This is a genomic window from Streptomyces sp. NPDC107528, assembly GCF_055639295.1.
Map to the genome: position 1 here is coordinate 31,234 of NZ_JBVKAV010000008.1, position 24,631 is coordinate 55,864.

General features: G+C 70.6%; 21 protein-coding genes and 1 tRNA gene. 18 read left to right on the forward strand and 4 right to left on the reverse strand.

Translation table 11 applies throughout. The annotated features are described in order from the left end of the window. Positions 1 to 123: 123 nt before the first annotated feature. Together ACZ7L5_RS24980 and ACZ7L5_RS24985 are read left to right on the forward strand one after the other, a co-directional pair. Positions 124 to 1,548, forward strand: coding sequence for an NAD-dependent malic enzyme (locus ACZ7L5_RS24980; RefSeq protein WP_471518915.1), 1,425 nt, complete (start codon positions 124 to 126; stop codon positions 1,546 to 1,548). Between the two features lie 372 nt (positions 1,549 to 1,920). Next, positions 1,921 to 2,202, forward strand: coding sequence for an HU family DNA-binding protein (locus ACZ7L5_RS24985; RefSeq protein WP_007498188.1), 282 nt, complete (start codon positions 1,921 to 1,923; stop codon positions 2,200 to 2,202). Positions 2,203 to 2,492: 290 nt separating this feature from the next. Here the strand turns inward: ACZ7L5_RS24985 and murA are convergent, their stop codons facing one another. Continuing rightward, on the reverse strand, positions 2,493 to 3,833 hold the full coding sequence (gene murA, locus ACZ7L5_RS24990) for a UDP-N-acetylglucosamine 1-carboxyvinyltransferase (protein ID WP_328881326.1): 1,341 nt from the start codon (positions 3,831 to 3,833) through the stop codon (positions 2,493 to 2,495). 253 nt (positions 3,834 to 4,086) lie between these two features. Here murA and ACZ7L5_RS24995 point away from each other — a divergent pair, with 253 nt between their 5' ends. The 10 genes from ACZ7L5_RS24995 (at position 4,087) to ACZ7L5_RS25040 (ending at position 16,550) form a co-directional block, all read left to right on the forward strand. Next, positions 4,087 to 4,659, forward strand: coding sequence for a YqgE/AlgH family protein (locus ACZ7L5_RS24995; protein WP_328881327.1), 573 nt, complete (start codon positions 4,087 to 4,089; stop codon positions 4,657 to 4,659). 29 nt (positions 4,660 to 4,688) lie between these two features. Further along, positions 4,689 to 4,973, forward strand: coding sequence for a DUF3039 domain-containing protein (locus tag ACZ7L5_RS25000; RefSeq protein WP_328427332.1), 285 nt, complete (start codon positions 4,689 to 4,691; stop codon positions 4,971 to 4,973). Between the two features lie 216 nt (positions 4,974 to 5,189). Beyond that, positions 5,190 to 6,503: an extracellular solute-binding protein gene (locus ACZ7L5_RS25005; RefSeq protein WP_471518918.1), complete on the forward strand. Its 1,314-nt coding sequence runs from the start codon at positions 5,190 to 5,192 to the stop codon at positions 6,501 to 6,503. Between the two features lie 47 nt (positions 6,504 to 6,550). Next, entirely contained in the window at positions 6,551 to 7,504 is a 954-nt protein-coding gene (locus tag ACZ7L5_RS25010) for a carbohydrate ABC transporter permease (RefSeq protein WP_471519484.1), read from the forward strand. A 5-nt stretch (positions 7,505 to 7,509) separates the two neighbouring features. Beyond that, positions 7,510 to 8,361 carry a carbohydrate ABC transporter permease gene (locus ACZ7L5_RS25015; RefSeq protein ID WP_471518920.1) on the forward strand — a complete coding sequence of 284 codons (852 nt, stop codon included), beginning with the start codon at positions 7,510 to 7,512 and terminating at the stop codon, positions 8,359 to 8,361. A gap of 1 nt (position 8,362) precedes the next feature. Beyond that, complete coding sequence (locus tag ACZ7L5_RS25020; RefSeq protein WP_471518922.1) at positions 8,363 to 9,991, forward strand: beta-N-acetylhexosaminidase; 1,629 nt, start codon at positions 8,363 to 8,365, stop codon at positions 9,989 to 9,991. Between the two features lie 226 nt (positions 9,992 to 10,217). Further along, positions 10,218 to 11,111 carry an FAD binding domain-containing protein gene (locus ACZ7L5_RS25025; RefSeq protein WP_328881332.1) on the forward strand — a complete coding sequence of 298 codons (894 nt, stop codon included), beginning with the start codon at positions 10,218 to 10,220 and terminating at the stop codon, positions 11,109 to 11,111. Then, the gene (locus ACZ7L5_RS25030) at positions 11,108 to 12,751 is read left to right on the forward strand and encodes a (2Fe-2S)-binding protein (RefSeq protein WP_471518924.1); all 1,644 of its coding nucleotides are present in this window, start codon (positions 11,108 to 11,110) and stop codon (positions 12,749 to 12,751) included. Before ACZ7L5_RS25025 ends, ACZ7L5_RS25030 begins: the two co-directional genes overlap by 4 nt. Continuing rightward, on the forward strand, positions 12,748 to 15,057 hold the full coding sequence (locus tag ACZ7L5_RS25035) for a xanthine dehydrogenase family protein molybdopterin-binding subunit (RefSeq protein WP_328881334.1): 2,310 nt from the start codon (positions 12,748 to 12,750) through the stop codon (positions 15,055 to 15,057). The genes ACZ7L5_RS25030 and ACZ7L5_RS25035 overlap by 4 nt, the downstream gene beginning before the upstream one ends. A 293-nt stretch (positions 15,058 to 15,350) precedes the next feature. Beyond that, positions 15,351 to 16,550, forward strand: a complete 1,200-nt coding sequence (locus tag ACZ7L5_RS25040; protein ID WP_471518926.1) for an SUKH-4 family immunity protein — start codon at positions 15,351 to 15,353, stop codon at positions 16,548 to 16,550. A 106-nt stretch (positions 16,551 to 16,656) separates the two neighbouring features. Here the strand turns inward: ACZ7L5_RS25040 and ACZ7L5_RS25045 are convergent, their stop codons facing one another. Further along, entirely contained in the window at positions 16,657 to 17,904 is a 1,248-nt protein-coding gene (locus ACZ7L5_RS25045) for an LPXTG cell wall anchor domain-containing protein (RefSeq protein ID WP_471518928.1), read from the reverse strand. A 110-nt stretch (positions 17,905 to 18,014) separates the two neighbouring features. Further along, entirely contained in the window at positions 18,015 to 18,677 is a 663-nt protein-coding gene (locus ACZ7L5_RS25050; protein WP_471518930.1) for a neutral zinc metallopeptidase, read from the reverse strand. Positions 18,678 to 18,875: 198 nt separating this feature from the next. On the opposite strand from ACZ7L5_RS25050, the gene ACZ7L5_RS25055 reads away from it, so the two are divergent. Then, the gene (locus tag ACZ7L5_RS25055; protein ID WP_471518932.1) at positions 18,876 to 19,298 is read left to right on the forward strand and encodes a hypothetical protein; all 423 of its coding nucleotides are present in this window, start codon (positions 18,876 to 18,878) and stop codon (positions 19,296 to 19,298) included. 35 nt (positions 19,299 to 19,333) lie between these two features. Here ACZ7L5_RS25055 and ACZ7L5_RS25060 read toward each other — a convergent pair. Further along, positions 19,334 to 19,405: transfer RNA gene (locus ACZ7L5_RS25060), tRNA-Cys, on the reverse strand. 216 nt (positions 19,406 to 19,621) lie between these two features. Here ACZ7L5_RS25060 and ACZ7L5_RS25065 point away from each other — a divergent pair. From ACZ7L5_RS25065 to ACZ7L5_RS25085, 5 genes are all read left to right on the forward strand, one after another. Next, positions 19,622 to 21,076: an MFS transporter gene (locus tag ACZ7L5_RS25065; RefSeq protein ID WP_471518934.1), complete on the forward strand. Its 1,455-nt coding sequence runs from the start codon at positions 19,622 to 19,624 to the stop codon at positions 21,074 to 21,076. Between the two features lie 63 nt (positions 21,077 to 21,139). Beyond that, a complete protein-coding gene (locus ACZ7L5_RS25070; RefSeq protein ID WP_471518936.1) occupies positions 21,140 to 21,340 on the forward strand; it encodes a ribbon-helix-helix domain-containing protein in 201 nt (66 codons plus the stop codon). After that, the gene (locus ACZ7L5_RS25075; protein WP_471518938.1) at positions 21,337 to 21,711 is read left to right on the forward strand and encodes a type II toxin-antitoxin system death-on-curing family toxin; all 375 of its coding nucleotides are present in this window, start codon (positions 21,337 to 21,339) and stop codon (positions 21,709 to 21,711) included. Before ACZ7L5_RS25070 ends, ACZ7L5_RS25075 begins: the two co-directional genes overlap by 4 nt. Positions 21,712 to 21,850: 139 nt before the next feature. Then, on the forward strand, positions 21,851 to 23,659 hold the full coding sequence (locus ACZ7L5_RS25080) for a DEAD/DEAH box helicase (protein ID WP_328881341.1): 1,809 nt from the start codon (positions 21,851 to 21,853) through the stop codon (positions 23,657 to 23,659). A 315-nt stretch (positions 23,660 to 23,974) separates the two neighbouring features. Next, on the forward strand, positions 23,975 to 24,616 hold the full coding sequence (locus tag ACZ7L5_RS25085; RefSeq protein WP_328881342.1) for an IclR family transcriptional regulator: 642 nt from the start codon (positions 23,975 to 23,977) through the stop codon (positions 24,614 to 24,616). Positions 24,617 to 24,631: the final 15 nt, after the last annotated feature.

The window sequence follows — 24,631 nt, forward strand, 5'->3', positions numbered from 1 at the left end:
TTTTCATGGGAAGGCGTGGCGAACAATACGTTCGCAATCCAAGCCCGGCTAACTCCTACTCGGCGGTAGGTGCGACGATCGGACGGCATCCAGCGTCACAGGTGAAAGCAGAGGAAGTCGGCCATGGCAACGGCGCCCAGCGTCTCCTACTCGATGACGGTCCGGCTGGAGGTGCCCGCGAGCGGAACCGCGGTCTCCCAGCTCACCGGGGCCGTCGAGTCCCACGGAGGCTCGGTCACCGGCCTCGACGTCACCGCCTCCGGGCACGAGAAGCTCCGCATCGACGTCACCATCGCCGCCACCTCCACCGCGCACGCCGACGAGATCGTCGAGCAGCTGCGCGGCATCGAGGGCGTCACCCTGGGCAAGGTCTCCGACCGTACGTTCCTGATGCACCTCGGCGGCAAGATCGAGATGCAGTCCAAGCACCCCATCCGCAACCGTGACGACCTGTCCATGATCTACACGCCGGGTGTGGCGCGGGTCTGCATGGCGATCGCCGAGAACCCCGAGGACGCGCGGCGTCTGACGATCAAGCGGAACTCCGTTGCGGTTGTGACGGACGGCTCGGCGGTGCTGGGCCTGGGCAACATCGGCCCGAAGGCCGCGCTGCCCGTCATGGAGGGCAAGGCGGCCCTCTTCAAGCGGTTCGCCGGCATCGACGCCTGGCCGCTGTGCCTCGACACCCAGGACACCGACGCGATCGTCGAGATCGTCAAGGCGATCGCCCCCGGGTTCGCCGGCATCAACCTGGAGGACATCTCCGCGCCCCGCTGCTTCGAGATCGAGGCGCGGCTGCGCGAGGCCCTCGACATCCCCGTCTTCCACGACGACCAGCACGGCACCGCGATCGTCGTCCTGGCCGCCCTCACCAACGCACTTCGCGTGGCGAGCAAGGCGATTGAGAACATCCGCGTCGTCATGTCCGGCGCCGGCGCGGCCGGTACGGCCATCCTGAAGCTGCTGCTCGCCGCAGGCGTGAAGAACGCCGTCGTCGCCGACATCCACGGCGTCGTGCACGCCGGGCGCGAGGACCTGCGCCAGGCCCCCGCGGACTCCCCGCTGCGCTGGATCGCCGACAACACCAACCCCGAGGGTCTGACGGGCACGCTGAAGGAGGCCGTGCGGGGCGCGGACGTCTTCATCGGCGTCTCGGCCCCGAACGTGCTCGACGGCGACGACGTGGCCGCCATGGCCGACGACGCCATCGTGTTCGCGCTCGCGAACCCGGACCCCGAGGTCGACCCGGCAATCGCCCGCCAGACGGCCGCAGTTGTGGCCACGGGCCGCTCCGACTTCCCGAACCAGATCAACAACGTGCTGGTCTTTCCGGGTGTCTTCCGCGGTCTGCTGGACGCGCAGTCCCGCACGGTCAACACCGACATGATGCTCGCGGCCGCGAAGGCGCTGGCAGATGTGGTGACCGAGGACGAGCTGAATCCGAACTACATCATCCCGAGCGTGTTCAACGACAAGGTCGCGGGTGCGGTCGCCGGTGCGGTGCGGGAGGCGGCGAAGTCCGTCAGCGCGGCGGGTTCGGCCGAGTAATCATCGAGTAATCACCGGGTGTCGCTGCCTCACAGTCCTGAAAAATGTGTATGGGCTGTGAGGATCGCCACGGCAAGCCCTTGTGACGGCGCGTCGTGGAACCTGGGGCCCATTGCTGCCGTTTATCGTGACGCGAAAAGCTCAGGCCCTCTCTTCGTGTGACTCCCAAGGGTGTTCTCACGACTCCTCCGGGTGCCGGATTGGCTTTCCCGCCGCAGGTAGGGGCAGGATGCGTCTCTGGGCGCGAGGGTCCGTGGACGGACCCGGGTCCGGGGACTGTCCGAGGACCCTGGCAGCATCGGCTTCGCTGTGCCCAATGCGGCTCCGCCGCGTGGCACGCCTCAACAGCAAGAAGAACACGGGAGTAACAACATGAACCGCAGTGAGCTGGTGGCCGCGCTGGCCGACCGTGCCGAGGTGACCCGCAAGGACGCCGACGCCGTGCTGGCCGCGTTCGCCGAGACCGTCGGCGAGGTTGTCGCCAAGGGCGACGAGAAGGTCACCATCCCTGGCTTCCTGACCTTCGAGCGCACCCACCGTGCTGCTCGCACCGCGCGCAACCCGCAGACCGGCGACCCGATCCAGATCCCGGCCGGCTACAGCGTGAAGGTCTCCGCGGGCTCCAAGCTCAAGGAAGCCGCCAAGGGCAAGTAAGGGCGCGCGAGCGCCGTTGTGGCATGGCGCCGTGGGCGACTGCGGGCCCGCCGTGGCTGGTCTCGCAGTTCCCCGCGCCCCCTCCAGGGCGCCGCAGTAACGCCGATGGGGCGGCCACCCGGTTCGGGTGGCCGCCCCATCGGCTTGCGTGTGTCAGCCGAGGGCCTTGCCCGGCAGTTCCACCTTCGCGCCGAGCTCGACCAGCTTCTCCATGCTGTGTCTGCCCGGGGGGTGACCCCCGGACCCCCAGCCGGGGGCGGCGTTGGGCCGCCCGGGGCTGTGAGGTGTCGTCAGCCGAGGGCCTTGCCCGGCAGTTCCACCTTCGCGCCCAGCTCGACCAACTTCTCCATGAAGTTCTCGTAGCCGCGGTTGATGAGGTCGATGCCGTGGACCCGGGACGTGCCCTGGGCCGCCAGGGCCGCGATGAGGTACGAGAAGCCGCCGCGGAGGTCGGGGATGACCAGGTCGGCGCCCTGGAGCTTGGTGGGGCCGGAGACGACCGCGGAGTGCAGGAAGTTGCGCTGGCCGAAGCGGCAGGCGGAGCTGCCGAGGCACTCGCGGTAGAGCTGGATGTGTGCGCCCATCTGGTTCAGCGCGGAGGTGAAGCCGAGCCGGGACTCGTAGACCGTCTCGTGGATGATGGACAGGCCGGTCGCCTGCGTCAGGGCCACCACGAGCGGCTGCTGCCAGTCCGTCTGGAAGCCGGGGTGCACGTCCGTCTCCAGGGCGATGGACTTCAACTGGCCGCCGGGGTGCCAGAACCGGATGCCCTCGTCGTCGATCTCGAAGGCACCGCCCACCTTCCGGTAGGTGTTGAGGAACGTCATCATCGAGCGCTGCTGGGCGCCACGGACGTAGATGTTGCCCTCGGTCGCGAGCGCCGCGGACGCCCAGGAGGCCGCCTCCAGGCGGTCCGGGAGGGCGGCGTGGGTGTAACCGCCGAGCGTGTCCACACCGGTGATGCGGATCGTCCGGTCGGTGTCCATCGCGATGATGGCGCCCATCTTCTGCAGAACGCAGATGAGGTCCTCGATCTCGGGCTCCACGGCCGCGTTGGACAGCTCCGTGACGCCCTCCGCGAGCACCGCCGTCAGCAGCACCTGCTCGGTCGCGCCCACCGACGGGTACGGCAGCCGGATCTTCGTGCCGCGCAGCCGTTGCGGAGCCTCCAGGTACTGCCCGTCCGCCCGCTTCTCGATGGTCGCGCCGAACTGCCGCAGCACCTCGAAGTGGAAGTCGATGGGCCGGCCGCCGATGTCGCAGCCGCCGAGGCCGGGGATGAACGCGTGTCCGATGCGGTGCAGGAGGGGGCCGCAGAGGAGGATCGGGATGCGGCTCGAACCCGCGTGGGCATCGATGTCAGCGACGTTCGCGCTCTCCACGTGGGAGGGGTCCATCACCAACTCGCCCGGTTCCTCACCCGGACGGACGGTGACCCCGTGCAGTTGGAGCAGACCGCGGACGACCCGGACGTCACGGATGTCGGGTACGTTGCGCAGTCGGCTTGGCGCGCTGCCCAGCAGGGCGGCGACCATGGCCTTCGGTACGAGGTTCTTCGCACCGCGGACACGGATCTCGCCCTCCAGCGGGGTTCCGCCGTGGACAAGCAGGACATCGTCGTTGACGGTCATGTATCTCGCGTTCCGATGAGTTGGGCAGGGGCCAGGAGGGAAAGGGTAATCGCCGCAGACCCCCCTTCTGTAAGCCCAAGCACGCCTCAGGAACGTCATAGGTCTGTCACAACACGAACCGTTCCGCCACGAGTACGAGCGGTCACCGTTCCGGCCGTGCGCCGGGGGACGCTCCTTTCCGCCCTGAGCTGCATTCACTGACGAACCGGCATTGCCTCCCCACGCGAAGGGAAGATGCGGGATCATGTCTGGCATGACCGAGGTGTCCTCGCTCACAGGGCGGCTGCTCGTGGCCACGCCCGCCCTGGCGGACCCGAACTTCGACCGCGCGGTGGTGCTCCTTCTCGACCACGACGAGGAGGGCTCCCTCGGTGTCGTCCTCAACCGTCCTACGCCCGTGGACGTGGGCGACATCCTGGAGGGCTGGGCGGACCTCACCGGCGAACCCGGTGTCGTCTTCCAGGGCGGCCCGGTGTCCCTGGACTCCGCGCTCGGCGTCGCCGTCATCCCCGGCGACGCGAACGGCGAGAGCGCCCCGCTGGGCTGGCGCCGGGTGCACGGAGCCATCGGGCTCGTGGACCTGGAGGCGCCGCCGGAGCTGCTCGCCTCGGCCGTGGGCAGCCTGAGGATCTTCGCCGGGTACGCCGGCTGGGGACCCGGCCAGCTGGAGGACGAGCTGGTGGAGGGTGCCTGGTACGTCGTCGAATCGGAGCCCGGGGACGTCTCCTCGCCGGCGCCGGAAAGACTCTGGCGCGAGGTCCTGCGCAGGCAGCGCAACGAGCTCGCGATGGTGGCCACCTATCCGGACGACCCTTCGCTCAACTGATGCCTGTGAGCTTCAGTACCCTTGGCGGCATGAGCACTCTCGAGCCCGAGCGCGGGACTGGTACGGGAACCCTCGTAGAGCCGACGCCGCAGACGTCCCACGGCGACGGCGACCACGAGCGCTTCGCCCACTACGTCCAGAAGGACAAGATCATGGCGAGCGCACTCGACGGGACCCCCGTCGTGGCGCTCTGCGGCAAGGTGTGGGTGCCCGGCCGCGACCCGAAGAAGTACCCGGTGTGTCCCATGTGCAAGGAGATCTACGAGTCCATGGGCGCCGGCGGCGACAAGGGCAAGGACGGCGACAAGAAGTAGCGGTCCCTTCCGTTCGGCAGACGTAAGGCCCTCAGAGTGCGTTTTGCGCGCCCTGAGGGCCTTTGTGCTGTCCGCGCGTTGCAGGGAGTGCGTTCGCCGGTCACAGAGTGGTTGAGACCTCTTGTGATCGTGTTCATGAAGTCCCTAGCCTCCGAGTGTTGTGCACAGCGAAACCGTCATTGCGCATGTTGCAACACTCCATCGGAGGAGCACTCCATGAACGCCAGGAAGCCGTCCGTCCGTTTCCTTGGGGCCACCGCTCTCGCGGCCGCCACCCTGATCGTCTCCGCCTGCGCCCCGCAGACGTCCACCAACTCCTCCTCCGACAAGGACGAGAAGACCGGCACCCTGCGGGTCTGGCTCTTCCAGGAAGTCGGCAACAAGCCGAAGGAGAAGGTTGTCGACTCCGTCGTCACCGCCTTCGAGAAGGCTCACGAGGGCACGAAGGTCGACGTCGAGTACATACCGATCGAGACCCGCGCCCAGCGCGTCAAGGCCGCCTTCAACGACCCGAAGTCCGCGCCCGACGTCATGGAGTACGGCAACACCGACACCGCCGGCTATGTGAAGGACGGCGGACTCCTCGACGTCACCGAGGAGTTCGGCGACTGGACCGAGGCGAAGGACACCGACCCCACGGCCAAGCAGTCCGTCACCGTGGACGGCAAGATCTACGGCGCGCCCTTCTACGTCGGAGTCCGCGCCCTGTACTACCGCACGGACGTCTTCGAGGAGCTAGGCCTCGAAGCGCCGAAGACCATGGACGAGTTGGCCGAGACGGCCCGCAAGATCCGCGCCGCGAAGCCCGAGCTGTACGGGCTCGTGGTGGGCGGCGCGTACACGTACGGCGCGATGCCGTTCGTGTGGGCCAACGGCGGCGAACTCGCCACCGGCAAGGGCGGCTCGTACGCCTCCGCCATCGACAGCGCGGCCGCCCAGAAGGGCATCAAGGCGTACACGTCCCTGTTCAGCGACGACAACTGCCCCGCCGCCAAGTGCGCCGGCATGGGCGGCAACGACACGATCACCGCGTTCGCCGCGGGCAAGGCGGGCATGGCGATCGGCGGCGACTTCAGCCACACCGCCGTGGAGGCGGGGAAGGCCAAGGGCAAGTACGCGGTCGTGCCGCTGCCGGGCGTGAAGGCCGGTTCCATCGCGCCGGCGTTCGCGGGCGGCAACAACATCGGCGTCCTGAAGAGCACCTCGCACCGCACGCTGGCCGTCGACCTCATGGAGCAGCTGGCCTCGAAGAAGACGCAGACCTCGATGTTCGGGGCGATGGGCTTCCTGCCCACCTTCTCGGACGTACGGCAGCAGGTCGCCGCCGAGGAGCCGTACGTCAAGCCCTTCGCGCAGACCCTGTCCGCCGGCACCAAGTTCGTCCCCGCGTCGCCCGCGTGGGCGCAGATCGACTCCTCGCTGGTGCTGCCGACCATGCTCCAGGAGGTCATCAGCGGCAAGAAGGACGTGGCGGCGGCCGCGGGTGAGGCGGCCACGAAGATGGACGCCGCGTTCGGCTCCGCCGGGTGACGCGGGTGCCCGGTGAGTCGGGGGTTGTGGAGCGTCGGCGGGTGCGGGTGGATCGTGGCTGGTCGCGCCCGCGCGGCGGTAGCCGCAAGTTCAACAAGGCCCCGCGCCCCCAAGGCCGTCCGCGTGGGCGCAGTCGGAGGACACCCTGGCTCTATCTCGCCCCCGCGCTCGTCGTCCTCGGTGGGCTGCTCGTCTATCCGATCTATCAGCTCGGGCTGATCTCGTTCTTCGAGTACACGCAGGCGCAGGTCAGTGGCGGGGAACCCACCACCTTCCAGGGGTTCGGCAACTACTCGGAGTTGTTCTCGGACTCCCAGTTCTGGCAGGTGCTGCTGGCCACGGTCGTGTTCGCGGCGGCGTGTGTCGTGTCGACCCTCGCCGTCGGGTGTGCGCTCGCCGTGCTGCTCACGCGCGTGCGTGCCGTGCCGCGGCTCACGTTGATGCTGGCGGCGCTGGGGGCGTGGGCGACGCCGGCCATCACCGGGTCGACCGTGTGGCTGTTGCTGTTCGACCCGGACTTCGGGCCGGTGAACCGCATCCTGGGGCTGGGCGACCACTCGTGGACGTACGGGCGTTTCAGCGCCTTCTTCCTCGTCCTGCTCGAAGTGGTGTGGTGCTCCTTTCCGTTCGTGATGGTGACGGTGTACGCCGGTATCCGCTCCGTACCGGCCGAGGTGCTGGAGGCCGCCGCGCTGGACGGGGCCTCGCAGTGGCGGATCTGGCGGTCGGTACTGGCGCCGATGCTGCGGCCGATCCTCGTGGTCGTGACCATCCAGTCGGTCATCTGGGACTTCAAGGTCTTCACCCAGATCTACGTCATGACGAACGGCGGCGGCATCGCGGGCCAGAACCTCGTGCTGAACGTGTACGCGTACCAGAAGGCCTTCGCGTCCTCGCAGTACAGCCTCGGCTCGGCGATCGGCATCGTGATGCTGCTGATCCTGCTCGCGGTGACGCTGGTGTATCTGCGGCTGCTGCGCAAGCAGGGGGAGGAACTGTGAGGTCCGTGAAGTCCGTGGGTTCCGTGCCCTTCGTACGGCGGCCCTGGCGGCTGCTCGCGGAGGTGTCCGCGCTGCTGATCGCCGTAGTGGTGGCCTTCCCCCTGTACTGGATGGTGCTCAGCGCCTTCAAACCGGCCGGGGAGATCGAGTCCAGCGAGCCACGGCCCTGGACGCTGGCCCCTTCCCTGGATTCCTTCCGCCGGGTGTTCGAGCAGAACGAATTCGGCCGCTACTTCCTCAACAGCCTTGTCGTGGCGTGCACGGTCGTGATCGTCTCGGCGCTGATCGCGTTTCTCGCGGCGACCGCGGTGACGCGATTCCGGTTCCGCTTCCGGACCACCCTGCTGATCATGTTTCTGGTGGCCCAGATGGTGCCGGTGGAGGCCCTGACGATCCCCCTGTTCTTCCAGATGCGGGACTTCGGCCAGCTGAACACGCTCGGCTCGCTGATCCTGCCGCACATCGCCTTCTCGCTGCCCTTCGCGATCTGGATGCTGCGGGGGTTTGTGAAGGCGGTTCCCGAGGCGCTGGAGGAGGCCGCGTACATCGACGGGGCGAGCCGGTCGCGATTTCTGTGGCAGATCCTTTTCCCGCTGGTCTTCCCTGGGCTCGTGGCCACGAGCGTGTTTTCCTTCATCTCGGCCTGGAACGACTTCCTCTTCGCCAAGTCCTTCATCATCAGCGACACTTCCCAGTCGACCCTCCCGATGGCCCTGCTCGTCTTCTACAAGCCCGACGAGCCGGACTGGGGCGGCGTCATGGCGGCGTCGACGGTGATGACGATTCCGGTGCTGATCTTCTTCGTGCTCGTGCAGCGCCGGCTGGTGTCGGGGCTGGGCGGAGCGGTAAAGGACTGACGTGACTGAACTGATTCCAGCGCCGGGCCATGTGACGGGCCAGGGCTCGCGCTTCTTCGAACTGGGACCGGCGACACGGGTGGCCGCGGGAGAAGGCACGGAACGGACGGAACGCTGGCTGCGCGCATCGCTGGGCGCGGCCACCGGGCTGCCGCTGACGCCCGGGCAGGCGGACGAGGCCGACGTCATCCGCCTGTCCATCGACCCGGTGGTCGCCAAGGACCTGGGCGAAGAGGGCTATCGACTCGCCGTCACGCCCGAAGCTGTCCATCTCGCGGGCGGCGGCCCCGCCGGTCTCTTCTGGGGCGCCCAGACGCTACGGCAACTGCTAGGCCCCGACGCCTACCGCCGGGCCCCGCTGCCCGACCGGCAGTGGCAGCTGCCGGAGATCCATGTCCAGGACGCCCCCCGATTCCGCTGGCGCGGCCTCATGCTCGACGTCTCCCGGCACTTCATGCCCAAGGACGGCGTCCTGCGTTACGTCGACCTGATGGCCGCCCACAAACTCAACGTCTTCCACTTCCATCTGACGGACGACCAGGGCTGGCGCGTCGAGATCAGGAAGTACCCCCGGCTCACCGAGGTCGGCTCCTGGCGGGCGCGTACCAAATTCGGCCACCGGGCCTCCCCGCTGTGGGACGACAAGCCGCACGGTGGCTACTACACCCAGGACGACATCCGCGAGATCGTGGCGTACGCCGCCGAGCGGCATATCACCGTCGTCCCCGAAATCGACGTACCCGGCCACTCGCAGGCCGCGATCGCCGCGTACCCGGAACTTGGCAACACCGACGTCATCGACACCTCCGCACTCACCGTCTGGGACACCTGGGGGATCAATCCGAACGTACTCGCCCCCACTGACAACACCCTGCGCTTCTACGAGGGGGTGTTCGAGGAACTCCTGGAGCTGTTCCCCTCGGAGTTCATTCATGTCGGGGGTGACGAATGCCTCAAGGACCAGTGGCGGCAGTCCCCGACCGCGCAGGAGCGCATCAGGGAACTCGGTCTGGAGGACGAGGACGAGCTCCAGGCGTGGTTCATCGGCCACTTCGACAAGTGGCTGGCCGCGCGCGGGCGCAGGCTGATCGGCTGGGACGAGATCCTGGAGGGCGGGCTCGCAAAGGGCGCGACCGTGTCGTCCTGGCGCGGCTACGCCGGCGGCATCGCGGCGGCCCGCGCGGGCCACGACGTCGTCATGTGTCCCGAGCAGCAGGTGTATCTGGACCACCGTCAGGACGCGGGCGCCGACGAGCCGGTGCCGATCGGGTACGTCCGCACCCTGGAGGACGTCTATCGGTTCGAGCCCGTTCCCGCGGAGTTGACGCCGGACGAGGCGCGGCATGTGCTCGGGACGCAGGCCAACGTGTGGACCGAGGTGATGGAGGACCACGCACGCGTGGACTACCAGACCTTCCCGCGCCTCGCCGCCTTCGCCGAGGTCGCCTGGAGCCGCCTTCCGGCCCCGGCCGAACGGGACTTCGCCGGTTTCGAGCGGCGGATGGCCGCCCACTACGGGCGACTTGACGCCCTGGGAGTCGCCTACCGTCCGCCGGCCGGGCCGCGGCCGTGGCAGCGGCGCCCCGGGGTCCTGGGCCGCCCGATCGACGGCCCGCCCCCGAACAAGTAAGTGAAAATAACCGGCAAGGTGTCACCGAAGAGTGTCAATCGGTACTCACCGGAGATGCCGTGCGAAAACGGACCATCTCCCCGATGAGGTGGGCGAATGCCTCCTAGCGGACCCGTGTCCTCGGGTCCTGCGAAGATGTGCCAGAGTTGCCACGTCCGCCCTGTCAGCACGTACCGTACGGCAGCACAGGTGGGACCAGGTGGGGCAGCGGGAAGGGGCAGCCGGTTTGACCACGCACGCACCGCAGGCGGCGCAGTCCGTCACGCTGCCCACGACGCTGGACGAGGCCGTGGCGGCACTGGCCGCCATGCCCGCCGCCGTGCCCGTCGCGGGTGGCACCGACCTCATGGCCGCCGTCAACTCCGGGCAGCTCAGGCCCGCCGCGCTGGTCGGCCTCGGCAAGATCAGCGAGATCCGCGGCTGGCAGTACCAGGACGGTCACGCCCTGCTGGGCGCCGGCCTCACGCACGCGCGTATGGGCCGTCCCGACTTCGCCGCGCTGATCCCGGCGCTCGCCGCCGCCGCACGCGCCGCGGGCCCGCCGCAGATCCGCAACGCGGGCACGCTGGGCGGCAACATCGCCTCGGCGTCCCCGACCGGTGACGCCCTGCCGGTTCTCGCCGCCCTGGAAGCGACCCTGATCGTCGCGGGCCCGGGCGGAGCCCGCCGGGAGATCCCGGTGTCGCACCTGCTGGCCGGCATGGAGATGCTGCGGGCCGGCGAACTCATCGGCTACGTGCGCGTGCCGCTGCTGCACGCCCCGCAGGTCTTCCTCAAGGCCACGGGCCGCACCGGCCCGGGGCGCGCCATGGCGTCCGTCGCCGTCGTCCTCGACCCCGCCCGGCGCGGCATCAGGTGCGCAGTGGGCGCCATAGCGCCGATGCCGCTCAGGCCGCTGGACGCCGAGCACTGGGTCGCCCAGCTGATCGACTGGGACAACAACCGCGCGATCGTCCCCGAGGCGCTGAACGCCTTCGGGGAGTACGTCGCCGCGGCCTGCATTCCGGACCCGACGCCGGCCGAGGACGGCTCCGTACCGCAGCATCCGCCCGCCGTACTGCACCTGCGGCGCACCGTCGCCGCGCTGGCCCGACGAGCACTGGGGAGGGCGCTGTCGTGACCGACGACCAGCACGGAGAGGGCACGCCCCAGGGCGCGGGCCGCTGGGACCCGCTGCCTCAGGGCGACTACGACGACGGCGCCACCGCCTTCGTCAAACTCCCCGAAGGGGGCATCGACGCCCTCCTGGCATCCTCGGACACTCCGCTCGCCGCGCGCGGGCACGGCTATGTGCCCCCGCAGATAACGGTCACGCCGGGACCGGGCACCGACCCCGCCGCCCCGGGCGGCTGGCCGGTCGCGGGTGCGCCCGACGGCAACGCGCAGTGGCCCGACCCCAACGCCGTGCCGCAGGACGGGGGCACCGGCCAGTTCACGTACAACCCCGGGGCCACCCAGCAGTGGAACTTCTCGGAGACCGCCGCAGGCCAGGACGCCGCTGCCGCGTCCCGTCACGACGTCACCGGACAGTGGTCGATCCCTGTCGCCGACGGTGACCTTCCGGACGAATCGGGCGAGTTCACCACGTCGTCGCTCGTCGAGCAGTGGGGCGGAACGCCTCCGGCCACACTGCCGGGCGGCGCGCCCGCCCCGTGGGCACCGCAGCCGACCGGGCAGCCGTGGGCACCGCACGCGCAGGCCGGGGTGGCCGGGGAAGCGGTGGAAGCCGGGCCCGCGGCCGGGCATCCGACGGGCGCCGGGCACGTGCCCGGACGACCGGGGCACCCCGGGGCGTACGCCGGTGACCAGCACGCCGTGCACGCCGGTGACCAGCCCGGCGAGCGGCCTGCCGCGCACCCGCAGGACCAGGCCGCCCCGGGCGCACCCGACTTCGCCGCCGAGGCGCCCGCCCAGGACCCCGCCGAAAGCGCTTCAGAGGCCTCACAGGCCGCTTCCGGGCCCACCGACCGTGCCACGGGTCCCCGGGGCGCCGCAGAGGCCGCAGAGGGCCCGGCAGAGGCTTCCGCCGCGTCCGTCCCGGCCGAGGCCCGCCACTCCGACTCCGAGGCCGCGCAGGAGCCCGAGGAGGCCGCCTCCGACGAGGCACCGGCGCCCACCGGCGAGGAACACCCCCTCGCCTCCTACGTCCTGCGCGTCAACGGCGCCGACCGGCCCGTCTCGGACGCCTGGATCGGCGAGTCGCTGCTCTACGTGCTGCGTGAGCGGCTCGGCCTCGCGGGCGCCAAGGACGGCTGCTCGCAGGGCGAGTGCGGGGCGTGCAACGTACAGGTCGACGGACGGCTCGTGGCGTCCTGCCTGGTACCCGCCGTCACCGCCGCCGGCAGCGAGGTCCGTACCGTCGAGGGCCTGGCCGCCGACGGGCAGCCCTCCGACGTGCAGCGCGCGCTCGCGCGGTGCGGCGCGGTGCAGTGCGGTTTCTGCGTGCCCGGCATGGCGATGACCGTGCACGACCTCCTGGAGGGCAACCCGGCGCCGAGCGAGCTGGAGACCCGCCAGGCGCTGTGCGGCAACCTGTGCCGCTGCTCCGGCTACCGGGGCGTGGTGGAGGCCGTCAAGGAGGTCGTCGCCGAACGCGAGGCGCACTCGGCGGGCGACGACGGCGAACAGGACGGCGACGAGCCGCGTATCCCTCACCAGGCGGGCCCGGGAGCCGGCGGGGTCCACCGCTCGGCGTTCGAGGCCCCCGGTGCCATGGGACCGCATGACCAGGCGTACGGACAGGACGGAGGCCAGACGTGAGCAACGAAGCCGCCACCGCGACCACAGCCGCGGAGGCAGCCCCCGCCCCCGAGCCGATCCCGCACGGCCTCGGCGCCTCCCTGCCGGCCGCCGACGCCCGCGCCAAGACCGAGGGCACCTTCCCGTACGCGGCCGACCTGTGGGCCGAGGGCCTGCTGTGGGCGGCCGTACTGCGCTCGCCGCACCCGCACGCGCGCATCACGTCCATCGACACCACCCACGCGCGTGAGATGCCCGGCGTCCGTGCCGTCGTCACGCACGAGGACGTGCCGGGCAGCCCGCTGCTGGGCCGTGGCAGGGCCGACCGCCCTGTCTTCGCCTCCGAGGTCGTACGCCACCACGGCGAGCCCATCGCCGCGGTCGCCGCCGACCACCCGGACACCGCGCGCCTGGCCGCCGCGGCCGTCATCGTCGAGTACGAGGTGCTCGACCCGGTGACCGACCCAGAACAGGCCTTCGAGGCCGAGCCGCTGCACCCCGACGGCAATCTGATCCGCCACATCCCGCTGCGCCACGGCGACCCCGACGCGGCCGGCGACATCGTCGTCGAGGGGCTCTACCGCATCGGCCGCCAGGACCCCGCCCCCATCGGCGCCGAGGCGGGCCTCGCGGTACCGCGCCCCGACGGCGGCGTGGAGCTCTACCTCGCCTCGACCGACCCGCACACCGACCGCGACCGCGCCGCCGCCTGCTACGGCCTGGAGCCCGAGCGCGTCAAGGTCGTCGTCACCGGCGTCCCCGGCGCCACCGCCGACCGCGAGGACCAGGGCTTCCAGCTCCCGCTCGGCCTGCTGGCGCTCAAGACCGGCTGCCCGGTGAAACTGACGGCCACGCGCGAGGAGTCCTTCCTCGGCCATACGCACCGGCACCCCACCCTGTTGCGGTACCGCCACCACGCGGACGCCGAGGGCAGGTTGGTCAAGGTCGAGGCGCAGATCCTGCTGGACGCGGGCGCGTACGCCGACACGTCCTCCGAGGCCCTGGCCGCCGCGGTCGCCTTCGCCTGCGGCCCGTACGTCGTCCCGAATGCCTTCATCGAGGGCTGGGCCGTACGCACCAACAACCCGCCCTCCGGTCACGTGCGTGGCGAGGGCGCGATGCAGGTGTGCGCCGCCTACGAGGCGCAGATGGACAAACTGGCCAAGAAGCTCGGCGTCGACCCGGCCGAACTGCGCCTGCGCAACGCGCTGGCGACGGGCGACGTACTCCCGACGGGCCAGACGGTGACGTGCCCGGCCCCCGTCGCGGAACTGCTCCAGGCCGTACAGGACCACCCCCTGCCGGCGCTCCCGAAGGACACGCCCGAGGACGAGTGGCTGCTGCCCGGCGGCCCCGAGGGCGCGGGCGAACCCGGTGCCGTACGAAGGGGCGTGGGCTACGGCCTGGGCATGGTGCACATGCTCGGCGCCGAGGGCGCGGACGAGGTCTCCACGGCGACCGTGAAGGTCCACGACGGCGTGGCGACGGTGCTGTGCGCGGCCGTCGAGACGGGCCAGGGCTTCGCGACGCTGGCCCGGCAGATCGTCCAGGACACGCTGGGCATCGACGACGTTCACGTGGCGCCCGTGGACACCGACCAGCCTCCGGCGGGCGCGGGCTGCCGCGGCCGCCACACCTGGGTGTCGGGCGGCGCGGTGGAACGGGCCGCCAAGATGGTCCGTACGCAGCTGCTGCAGCCCCTGGCGCACAAGTTCGGCATGTCCACGGAGCTGCTCCAGATCACCGACGGCAAGATCACGTCGTACGACGGCGTCCTGTCGACCACCGTCACCGAGGCGCTGGACGGCAAGGAACTGTGGGCGACGGCCCAGTGCCGCCCGCACCCGACCGAACCGCTCAACGACGCCGGCCAGGGCGACGCCTTCGTGGGCATGGCCTTCTGCGCGATCCGCGCGGTCGTCGACGTCGACATCGAACTGGGCTCGGTCCGCGTGGTCGAGCTGGCGCTCGCCCAGGACGTCGGCCGGGTGCTCAACCCGGCCCAGCTGGAGGCGCGCATCGAGGCGGGCGTGACGCAGGGCGTGGGTATAGCGCTCACGGAGAACCTGCGCTCCGCGCGCGGCCTGATCCGCCACCCGGACCTCACCGGCTACTCCCTGCCGACGGCCCTGGACGCCCCCGACATCCGGATCGTGAAACTGGTCGAGGAGCGGGACGTGGTCGCGCCCTTCGGCGCGAAGGCGGTCAGCGCGGTACCGGTGGTGACGTCCCCGGCGGCCATCGCGTCGGCCGTACGCGCCGCTACGGGCCGCCCCGTCAACCGCCTCCCGATCCGGCCGCAGGCGGCGGTGGTGACCGGCCAGTGAGCCGGCGGCCCCTTCGAAGCTGAGCGCGGAAGGAGACCGTGGCGGGAGACCGCTGCGGTAGTTCTCGCGGCAACAGAACGCGCGAGAAGGGAACGCGCGAGGGTGGGCCGAGCGTCTGATGATGTGAAGCGCTGTCAGTGGTCGTGCCGATTCGGCGGGCGTTGTGATTCGGCGGGCGTTGTCAGTGGTGGCGCGTAGTGTTCTGGGCAGTGGGGACGGCGGCCGGGGCCGGCGGGCCGGTCGGTCGGCTGTGTCGTGCCCAGGGGTGGTGGGAAAGCGCATGCGGGGGAGCCATGAGCACGACGATCACGACGCACGCCGGTGATACGGCGATCATTCTGAGCGAGGCCGTGCTGGATCCGCACGTCACGCACGCGTCGACGCGGCGCTGGCTGACCGGACCCGGACTGCCCGGCGACAGCGGCGTGTTGAGCTTCGCCGAGCTGTGCCGTGACGGCCTGCGGACGGTGGCGGACTCGACGGGCGATCCGGCGGACCGGCTCGCGGCGGAGCTGCGCGACCAGCTGGTGATAGGCGGACTGCTGGGCCCCGGCGGCCTGGAGACGGAATCGGTCCTGCTGGACGGCGCGACGGGCGAGGTCTCCACGGCGTACTTCCTGCACGACCGACCCGACCTGATGGACCGTCGTGCGCTGGCGCCGTCGCTGCGGACGCTGGTCCGGTTCGCCGAGGCGACGGACGAACTGGCGGACCTGCGCGGCCAGTTCGCCTCCTACGTGGGGCGCTACGGCCCGCAGGCGGTGGCGGACGCGTCCCGGCATCTGCTGGCGGTGTTCGACGAGGGCGCGGACGGCGAGCCGGCGCCGTTCTGGAGGATGGCCGCCCTGATCCGCCCCCTGGCGCTCGTGGCGGGCCGCGCCGGGCATTCGGGCCTCGCCCTGGACCTGCCCCGGCGCCTCCTGGACCAGGAGTTCGGGCAGGGCAAGGTGGTGCGCTTCGAGGAGGTCGACTTCCCCGCCACGCTCACGCACGAGCCGACGCGCCGCTTCCTGCGTGAGGTGGGCCTGCCGGAGAACGGCTTCCTGTTCTGCCTCGACACCGATGTGCCACTGCAGACGCTGGCCGAGTACTACTCCGACGACGAGTGGTCTGCGGAACTGCCCGTCGCGGCCGGTCACTTGATACGCCTCGGCCATCTCGTGGAGGACAACAGCCTGGTCATCGACGGCGCGACGGGCGCGGTCCTGAACTGGAGCGAGCCCGAGGCGAGGCTCTTCCCCCTGAACACGGACGTCTCCACCCTCGCCTTCACGCTCTGGCTGCTGCACCGCGAGCAGGCGATCGACGAGCAGTCGGGCCACGCACTGACGACCGACACCTACGACCAGCTGGCCATGACCATGCTCCAGGTCCTGTCGACGGTCGACCCGACCGGCATCAGGGCGGCGGGCGGGGACGGCCGGCACTACTGGACCGAGGTGTTCAAGGACGAGTCGAGCGGGGTGCTGGAGTCGGTGGGCGGGGTGTGGTGAGGCATGCGACGCGGGGCCGGGCGACCGGCTGATCACCGAGACCCTGGAAGGGCCCGCCTGCTCCAGCCCCACGTCGCGCGGACGACGCCGTATCCCTGAGGCGTCGTCAGGAGGACTTGCCGACGGCGCGGCGACGGCGTACGGCCAGGACCAGGACACCGCCGAGTGCCGCCACGGCCGCTGCGGCGCCGGCGATGAGCGGGGTGCCGTCGGAGCCGGTGCTGGCCAGGTTGCCGTCGACGGATCCGGTGGAGCCGCCAGTCGAGGTGCCGGACGACGTGGAGCCGGTGCCGCCCGTGCTCCCGTTGCCGCCGGTGGACTGACCCTCGGGGTCGTTGCCGTTGCCGGCCGTGGTGGAGCCGCCGTCCGTGGAACCGCCGCCGGTGGAGGAGCCGCCGGACGTGGCCGGGCCGGGCTCGTTGTCGGTCGGGATGGCTATGCGGATCTGGGCCTTGTCGTTGGCGGGGTTCTTGTCGAAGGCCGGGTGGATGTCGTAGACGGAAGTCGCCTTCACCTCACCGGTGGTGGTCCGGGTGTCCTCCCCGATCTTCAGGGTGAAGGTGAAGGAGAGGGACTCGCCGGCCTCGATGGTGTGGTCGGCCGGCCAGCAGACGTACGTGGACTTGCCCGGCGTCCCCCCGGGCCCGGACGGACCGTCGATGCCGAACGGCGCGCAGTCCTCAGGCACTTCGGTGGTGGTCGTGCCCTTCGGGATCCGCACCATGAGCGCCGGCTGGTCGTCGCTCTCCTGGTTCTGGATCCAGCCGGGGCCGTCATTGCGGAGCTGCACCGTGATGGACTGCTTGTCGCCCGCGAGGGCCTCCGTGTCCTCACCGACTGCGACGAGGTCGGCGGTGCTGTCCGCGGTCAGGGTCAGGCGCCGGTTGCTGTCGTCGAACCCTTCGCCCGGGGCCTCACCGGTGGCCGAGGTGCCGTACTCGACCGCCTCCATCAGGGCGTGGGGCAGCGCCTTGAACCGTACGGGCGTCTCGACGGAGGCGCCGGGTTCGATGACGGTGTCGAGCTCGCACAGAGCCTGCCTGACCTTGTCCCCGACGGTCGAGTAGGTGCAGCCCTCGACGGCCCCCGGGAAGTCGAGCCCGCGGGTCAGCCGGATCCGGAAGGTGACGCCGTCCGCGGCCGCCGTGCCCTTGTTCGTGATGATGACGTTCTCGTCGTACACCTCGCCGGGCTTGGGAGACGCACTCGGCAGAGTCGAGATCACCAGGGAGGGGTCACCCTCCTCGGCATACGCCGCGGGGGCGACGACTGCGGGAAGCGCCGCGACGGCGGCGGCAGCGGCCACGAGGGCCGCCGAGTGACGGATGTGCGAGGGGCGGATGCGCTGGCGCACGGATGGGTCTCCTCGTAGGACAGGAAGTACGGCGACCGGAGGTTGGCCGTCCAGTCATGTACTGGACACCTGGAGGGCGCCTGGGGTTGTGCTGTCCGTACGAGGAACTGTCACTGGGCCGTCAAGGGCAAGCAGGCGTCAACTCCGCCTTCCAGCCCTCTGATGAAGGCGTTGCTCCGCTGATCTGCGTTCCCGTGGTCCCCCTCCGCGGTCCAGGGGAGTTCGTCGGAAACACTGTGGATGGCCTCTATCAACTCTTTGGCGTCGCCTTCTTCGAACACAATTGTTTCGTCGTTCTGGGCGCCTTGGAGTTCTGCTCCCGCGATGCAATCGGCCTGTAGTTCGCCGGCGACTTCTTGCAGTTGGCTGTTCAAGCGGTTTTGTATGGCGTGCCCCCACTCGTGCGCCACGATGAAGTACACATAGGCATCGCCGGTCGAATAACCCTCGCGCATGAGTCCGACGTCCCACGCCAGGTAGTCCTCCGGTCGGCAATAGGCCGCGTTGCCCGCCTCCAGTTGCTCCCCGCCGCAGGTGGGGACGTCGGCGGAGGTGCCGTCGTACAGGCCCAGCACGCCGGGGGACGCATAGGTACCGGTGAAGTATTCGGGCCAGTGCCTGGTCCAGAATGCGTCGACGCCTTGCACCGCAGTATCTATGTCCTGCTCCATTGTGTCGACCGCTTTGGCAGGGGTGGCGTATCCAGTGGTGACGAACAGCAGCGGAGCGATCGCTGCCGTCATGCATACGCGCAGCCAGAATTCCCTGCTCATGGCAACCTCTGCTAAGGGGAGGGAGGGGAGGGGGAGTAATGCGCCGAATGCAATTCAACACCCGGAACTGCAGGTCGCATCCTCAACTGGGAGCCCGAGGCTCCCTGTTCGAGTCGCTGCGCAGCAGGCTCATGTACTCGGGCGGATCTGAGTACATGAGCCCTGTTCGCGCGGCGGGCCGGCCGCAACGCTGGGCCCATGCGCCAAGGACCACTGAGAATCGCCCCCTCCCTGCTGCCGACCCTCGTGACGGCCGGCATATCGCTCGCGGGCTGGGCCGCCTGGCTGGGCTGGGATCAGCACCGCGACATACAGCCGGACGGCTCGACGACCGGCCCGTACGAGGCGTGGCAGGTGATCGGCCTCGTGCTGACCCTGCTGGTGCCGCTGTACTGGGTGGCGTCCCGGCACCGCGGCACGGCCGCCGTCTTCGGCCCCACGATGGGCCTGGCCGTCGCCGCCTTCTACGACTGGTCGGACGACGCCTCGGGCCTGTACATGGTCGGCGTGGTGATGGTCACGGCCGGAAGCCTCGCCGCGACGGCCGCGGTTTCCGCCGTGATCGGAGCCATGCCCTGGAACGGGCGGCGAGCCGGAGGCCGACAGCGCCCTGCATTGTGATGCGGACCGACGCGGGCGTCGGCGAGGGGGAAGAGAGGCCGTGGCGGGATTCGAACCCACGTAACTCGCTTTGCAGGCGAGCCCCTGAACCACTCGGGCACACGGCCGTTGCACCGGCTTCGGGCGGGTTGCCCCCTGGTCGGTGAGTCGACCGTAGGCGGGGGTGTGCGGGCCGCTCAAGGGAATCGGTGGGGCTGCAATGGGACTGCCACACCGCGTTCATGAACGGCGTCGGTCGGGCGTCGGTCGTACGACCAAGGTCCCGGGACGGGGCCTCCTTCCGACAGGGGTCAATGTCAGTTGTGGCCCTTACGCTGGCGGACATGACTGCCCTCGAGCCGCGCGACGCCGGTGTCGCGAAGAGATCCGATGTCCCCCCGGTCCCCGCGTCCGAGGGAACCGTGCTGAGCCGGGACTATCGGGCCCTGAGCATCGGGATCGTCTCCGTCGTGCTGCTCATCGCCTTCGAGGCGACCGCCGTCGGGACGGCCATGCCGGTGGCGGCGCGGGAGCTGGACGGGGTGTCGCTGTACGCCTTCGCGTTCTCCGGGTACTTCACCACCAGCCTGTTCGGGATGGTGCTCGCGGGCCAGTGGTCGGACCGGCGCGGGCCGCTCGGCGCGCTCACCGCCGGGATCGCCTCCTTCGGGGCCGGGCTGCTGCTGGCCGGGACGGCGGGGGCGATGTGGCTGTTCATCCTCGGGCGGGCCGTGCAGGGGCTCGGCGGCGGGCTCGTGATCGTCGCGCTGTACGTCGTCGTCGGGCGGGCCTACCCCGAGCGGTTGCGGCCGGCGATCATGGCGGCGTTCGCGGCGAGCTGGGTCGTGCCGTCGATCGTGGGACCACTGGCCGCCGGGGCGGTGACCGAGCAGCTGGGCTGGCGCTGGGTGTTCGTCGGGATTCCGGTGCTCGTCGTGTTTCCGCTCGCGCTCGCGCTGCCGCAGATACGGCGGCGGGCGGGCGGACCGGTCGACGCCTCCGCCCGCGGCACCTCGTTCGACCGGCGCCGGATCCGGCTCGCCCTCGGCATCTCACTCGGCGCGGGGCTGCTCCAGTACGCCGCCCAGGACCTGCGGTGGCTCTCCCTCGTCCCCGGCGTCGCGGGCGCCGCGCTGCTCGTGCCGGCCGTGCTCGGACTGCTCCCGCGCGGCACGTACCGGGCGGCGCGCGGGCTGCCGTCCGTGGTGCTGCTGCGCGGGGTCGCGGCGGGGTCGTTCATCGCGGCCGAGTCCTTCGTGCCGTTGATGCTGGTCACCCAGAGAGGGCTGTCGCCGACGCTCGCCGGGTTCTCGCTCGCGGCCGGCGGGGGGACGTGGGCGCTGGGTTCGTGGATGCAGTCGCGGCCGCGGGTGGAGCCGTACCGGGACCGGCTGATGACGCTGGGGATGGTGCTGGTGGCGGCCTCCATCGCCGCCGCGCCGAGCGTGCTGATCGCGTCCGTGCCCGCCTGGACCGTCGCCGTGGCATGGGCGTTCGGCTGCTTCGGGATGGGGCTGGTCATCTCCTCCACGAGCGTGCTGCTGCTCCAGCTGTCCGCCCCCGAGGATGCCGGTACGAACTCCGCAGCCCTCCAGATCTCCGACGGCCTGTCCAACGTCGTGCTCCTGGCCGCGGGAGGCGCCGCCTTCGCCGCCCTGGGCGGTGGCACGGTGAGCCATGCGGCCACGGGGGCGTCCGGCGCCGGGTCGCATCCGGCGGCGTTCGCGGCGGTGTTCCTGCCGATGGCGGGGGTGGCGTTGGTGGGGGCTTGGGTGACCACTCGGGTGCGGGAGCGGTGAGACCCGGCGGCGTGAGCCGTAAACCGCTCGCCCGCTCCACGGCCCGCTCCCTATCGTCCTCGCATGAACGACTTCACCCTCTCCCTCCCGCCGGACGTCCGGCGGGAACTCGAAGACCTCGCGGATGCCACGGGCCGTGTCCCCGAGGACATCGCGCTGGAAGCCGTACGGCATCGGCTGGCGCGGGAGTCGTCGCCGGTGCGGGTCATGGCGGAGTCGCTGGCCGACGCCCATGCCGATCTGCTGCGGAGGCTCGGCGAATGACCAGGCACCTCACGGTCGCGGAGGTCACGGCGATCGCCCGGATCGCCTTCGGCGGGCGGGCCCCCGAGGTCCGGGAGACCGGGCTGTTCGCCTCCGCCGTGCACCGCCCCCGCGCCCGCATGTTCGGCAGCGTGGCCTACGACGACCTGTATGAGCAGGCTGCCGCGCTGCTGCACGCCATCGCGACGAACCACCCGCTCGTCGACGGGAACAAGCGCACGGCCTGGCTCGCCGCCGCGACCTTTCTCGGTGTCAACGGCGCCGACCTCGCGGGCTGTGACCAGGACACCGCCTACGACCTGGTCATCGATGTCGCCTCCGGTGCCGAGGAAGACATCGCCGTGATCGCGGGGCGGCTGCGGCGGTTGTGACGTCGGTCCCACCCACGTGTGACCCGGCCCCGCTCGCCCCTGGACACGGTCGGGCCGCCGGTAGGGTGGCCCGGTTGTCATACGTAGCCGAGTCACCAACACCCGTACGCCGAGCCGCCCGACCCAGTCCCCGGAGACCGTGACTACCACCGCCGCCAGCTCCAGCTCTGCCTCTCACTCCCACCACCTGTCACCCGCCTTCCCGGGCCGCGCCCCCTGGGGCACCGCCAGCAAGCTGCGTGCCTGGCAGCAGGGGGCGATGGACAAGTACATCCAGGAGCAGCCGCGTGACTTCCTCGCGGTCGCCACTCCCGGCGCCGGGAAGACGACGTTCGCGCTGACGCTGGCCTCCTGGCTGCTGCACCACCATGTCGTGCAGCAGGTCACCGTGGTCGCGCCGACCGAGCATCTGAAAAAGCAGTGGGCGGAGGCGGCCGCGCGCATAGGCATCAAGCTCGATCCCGAGTACAGCGCCGGACCGCTCGGCAAGGACTATCAGGGCGTCGCCGTGACCTACGCGGGTGTCGGCGTGCGGCCCATGCTCCACCGCAACCGGGTCGAGCAGCGCAAGACCCTCGTCATCCTCGACGAGATCCACCACGCCGGTGACTCCAAGTCCTGGGGCGAGGCCTGCCTGGAGGCCTTCGAGCCCGCCACGCGACGGCTCGCCCTCACCGGTACGCCGTTCCGGTCCGACACCAACCCCATCCCCTTCGTGACGTACGAGGAGGGGAACGACGGAATCCGGCGGTCGGCCGCCGACTACACGTACGGCTACGGCAACGCCCTTGCCGACCACGTGGTGAGGCCGGTCATCTTCCTCTCCTACAGCGGCAACATGCGCTGGCGCACCAAGGCGGGCGACGAGATCGCCGCGCGGCTCGGCGAACCCATGACGAAGGACGCCATCAGCCAGGCCTGGCGTACGGCGCTGGATGCGCGCGGCGAGTGGATGCCGAGTGTGCTGCGCGCCGCCGACCAGCGGCTGACGGAGGTCCGTAAGGCCATTCCGGACGCCGGTGCGCTCGTCATCGCCTCCGACCAGGACTCCGCGCGCGCCTACGCCAAGCTGATCCGGGAGATCACCGGCAACAAGGCGACCCTCGTCCTCTCCGACGACGCGGGGGCGTCCAAGCGGATCGACGACTTCAGCGGCAACAACGACCGCTGGATGGTTGCCGTACGCATGGTGTCCGAGGGCGTCGACGTGCCCCGGCTCGCCGTCGGCGTGTACGCCACCACCATCTCGACCCCGCTCTTCTTCGCACAGGCCGTCGGCCGTTTCGTGCGGTCCCGGCGGCGCGGCGAGACCGCCTCCGTCTTCCTGCCGACGGTCCCCGACCTCCTCACCTTCGCCAACGAGATGGAGGTCGAACGCGACCACGCCCTCGACAAGCCGAAGAAGGAGGGCGAGGAGGACCCGTACGCCGAATCCGAGAAGGAGATGGAGGAGGCGAACAAGGAGCAGGACGAGGACACCGGCGAGCAGGAGCAGTTCTCCTTCGAGGCGCTGGAGTCCGAGGCCGTCTTCGACCGGGTGCTCTACGACGGCGCCGAGTTCGGCATGCAGGCCCATCCCGGGAGCGAGGAGGAGCAGGACTACCTCGGGATTCCCGGCCTGCTCGAACCCGACCAGGTGCAGATGCTCCTCCAGAAGCGGCAGGCCCGGCAGATCGCGCACAGCCGCAAGAAGCCGGACGCCGAGGCCGACCTGCTGGAGCTGCCCGCCGAGCGGCGGCCCGTCGTCTCGCACAAGGAGATGATGGAGCTCCGCAAGCAGCTCAACACGATGGTGAGCGCGTACGTCCATCAGAGCGGCAAGCCGCACGGGGTGATCCACACCGAGCTGCGGCGCGTGTGCGGCGGGCCGCCGAGCGCCGAGGCCACGGCCGGTCAGCTGCGCCAGCGCATCGCCAAGGTTCAGGAGTGGGCCACCCGGATGCGGTGACGCCGGGCGCGTACGGGGGAGTGCGCGCAGGGCTCCGTACGCCGTACGTATCCGGGCAAACGGGAGTGGTCCGTACCGGCCGCTGCCCGGATTCTGGACGGAGCCTTCCGCTCAGCGAACCGGCTTCGCTAATGTCCCGCTACGCACACGCCCCGTGGCAGCGCCGCCGCGGAGCGCAGCCGTGAAGCGACGCGGTCCGGACAGTCAGTCCGGGCCGCCGGCCGATCGGCGGCCTCTGAAGCGCGTCACTGACGGGACTCGGTGACGCATCCGCCGCGAGGGGGCTGCCGACCTCACCACTAAGGAGTGGGCGTCGTGACCGCGGAGACCTCTCAGACGCTCGACCGGGGACTGCGCGTCCTCAAGCTGCTGGCCGACACCGACCACGGGCTGACCGTCACCGAGCTTTCCAACAAACTGGGCGTGAACCGGACCGTTGTGTACCGGCTGCTCGCCACGCTTGAACAGCACGCCCTGGTACGCCGTGACCTGGGCGGTCGCGCCCGCGTCGGGCTCGGTGTGCTGCGTCTGGGCCGACAGGTGCATCCGCTGGTACGGGAGGCCGCGCTGCCCGCGCTGCGTTCGCTGGCCGAGGACATCGGGGCGACGGCCCACCTGACGCTGGTGGACGGCACGGAGGCGCTGGCCGTTGCCGTGGTCGAGCCGACCTGGACCGACTATCACGTGGCCTACCGGGCCGGTTTCCGGCACCCGCTGGACCGCGGTGCCGCGGGCCGGGCCATACTCTCCGCCCGGCAGCAGCCGCTGCAGGAGCCCGGATACACCCTGACCCATGGGGAGTTGGAGGCGGGAGCGAGCGGAGCTGCCGCGCCGTTGATCGGCGTGACGGGCGTCGAGGGCAGCGTGGGCGTGGTGATGCTGGCCGACGCGGTGCCGGAGCGGGTGGGGCCGCGGGTCGTGGACGCGGCTCGGGAGGTGGCGGAGGCGTTGCGCTGATACGGCGCGGGAGGC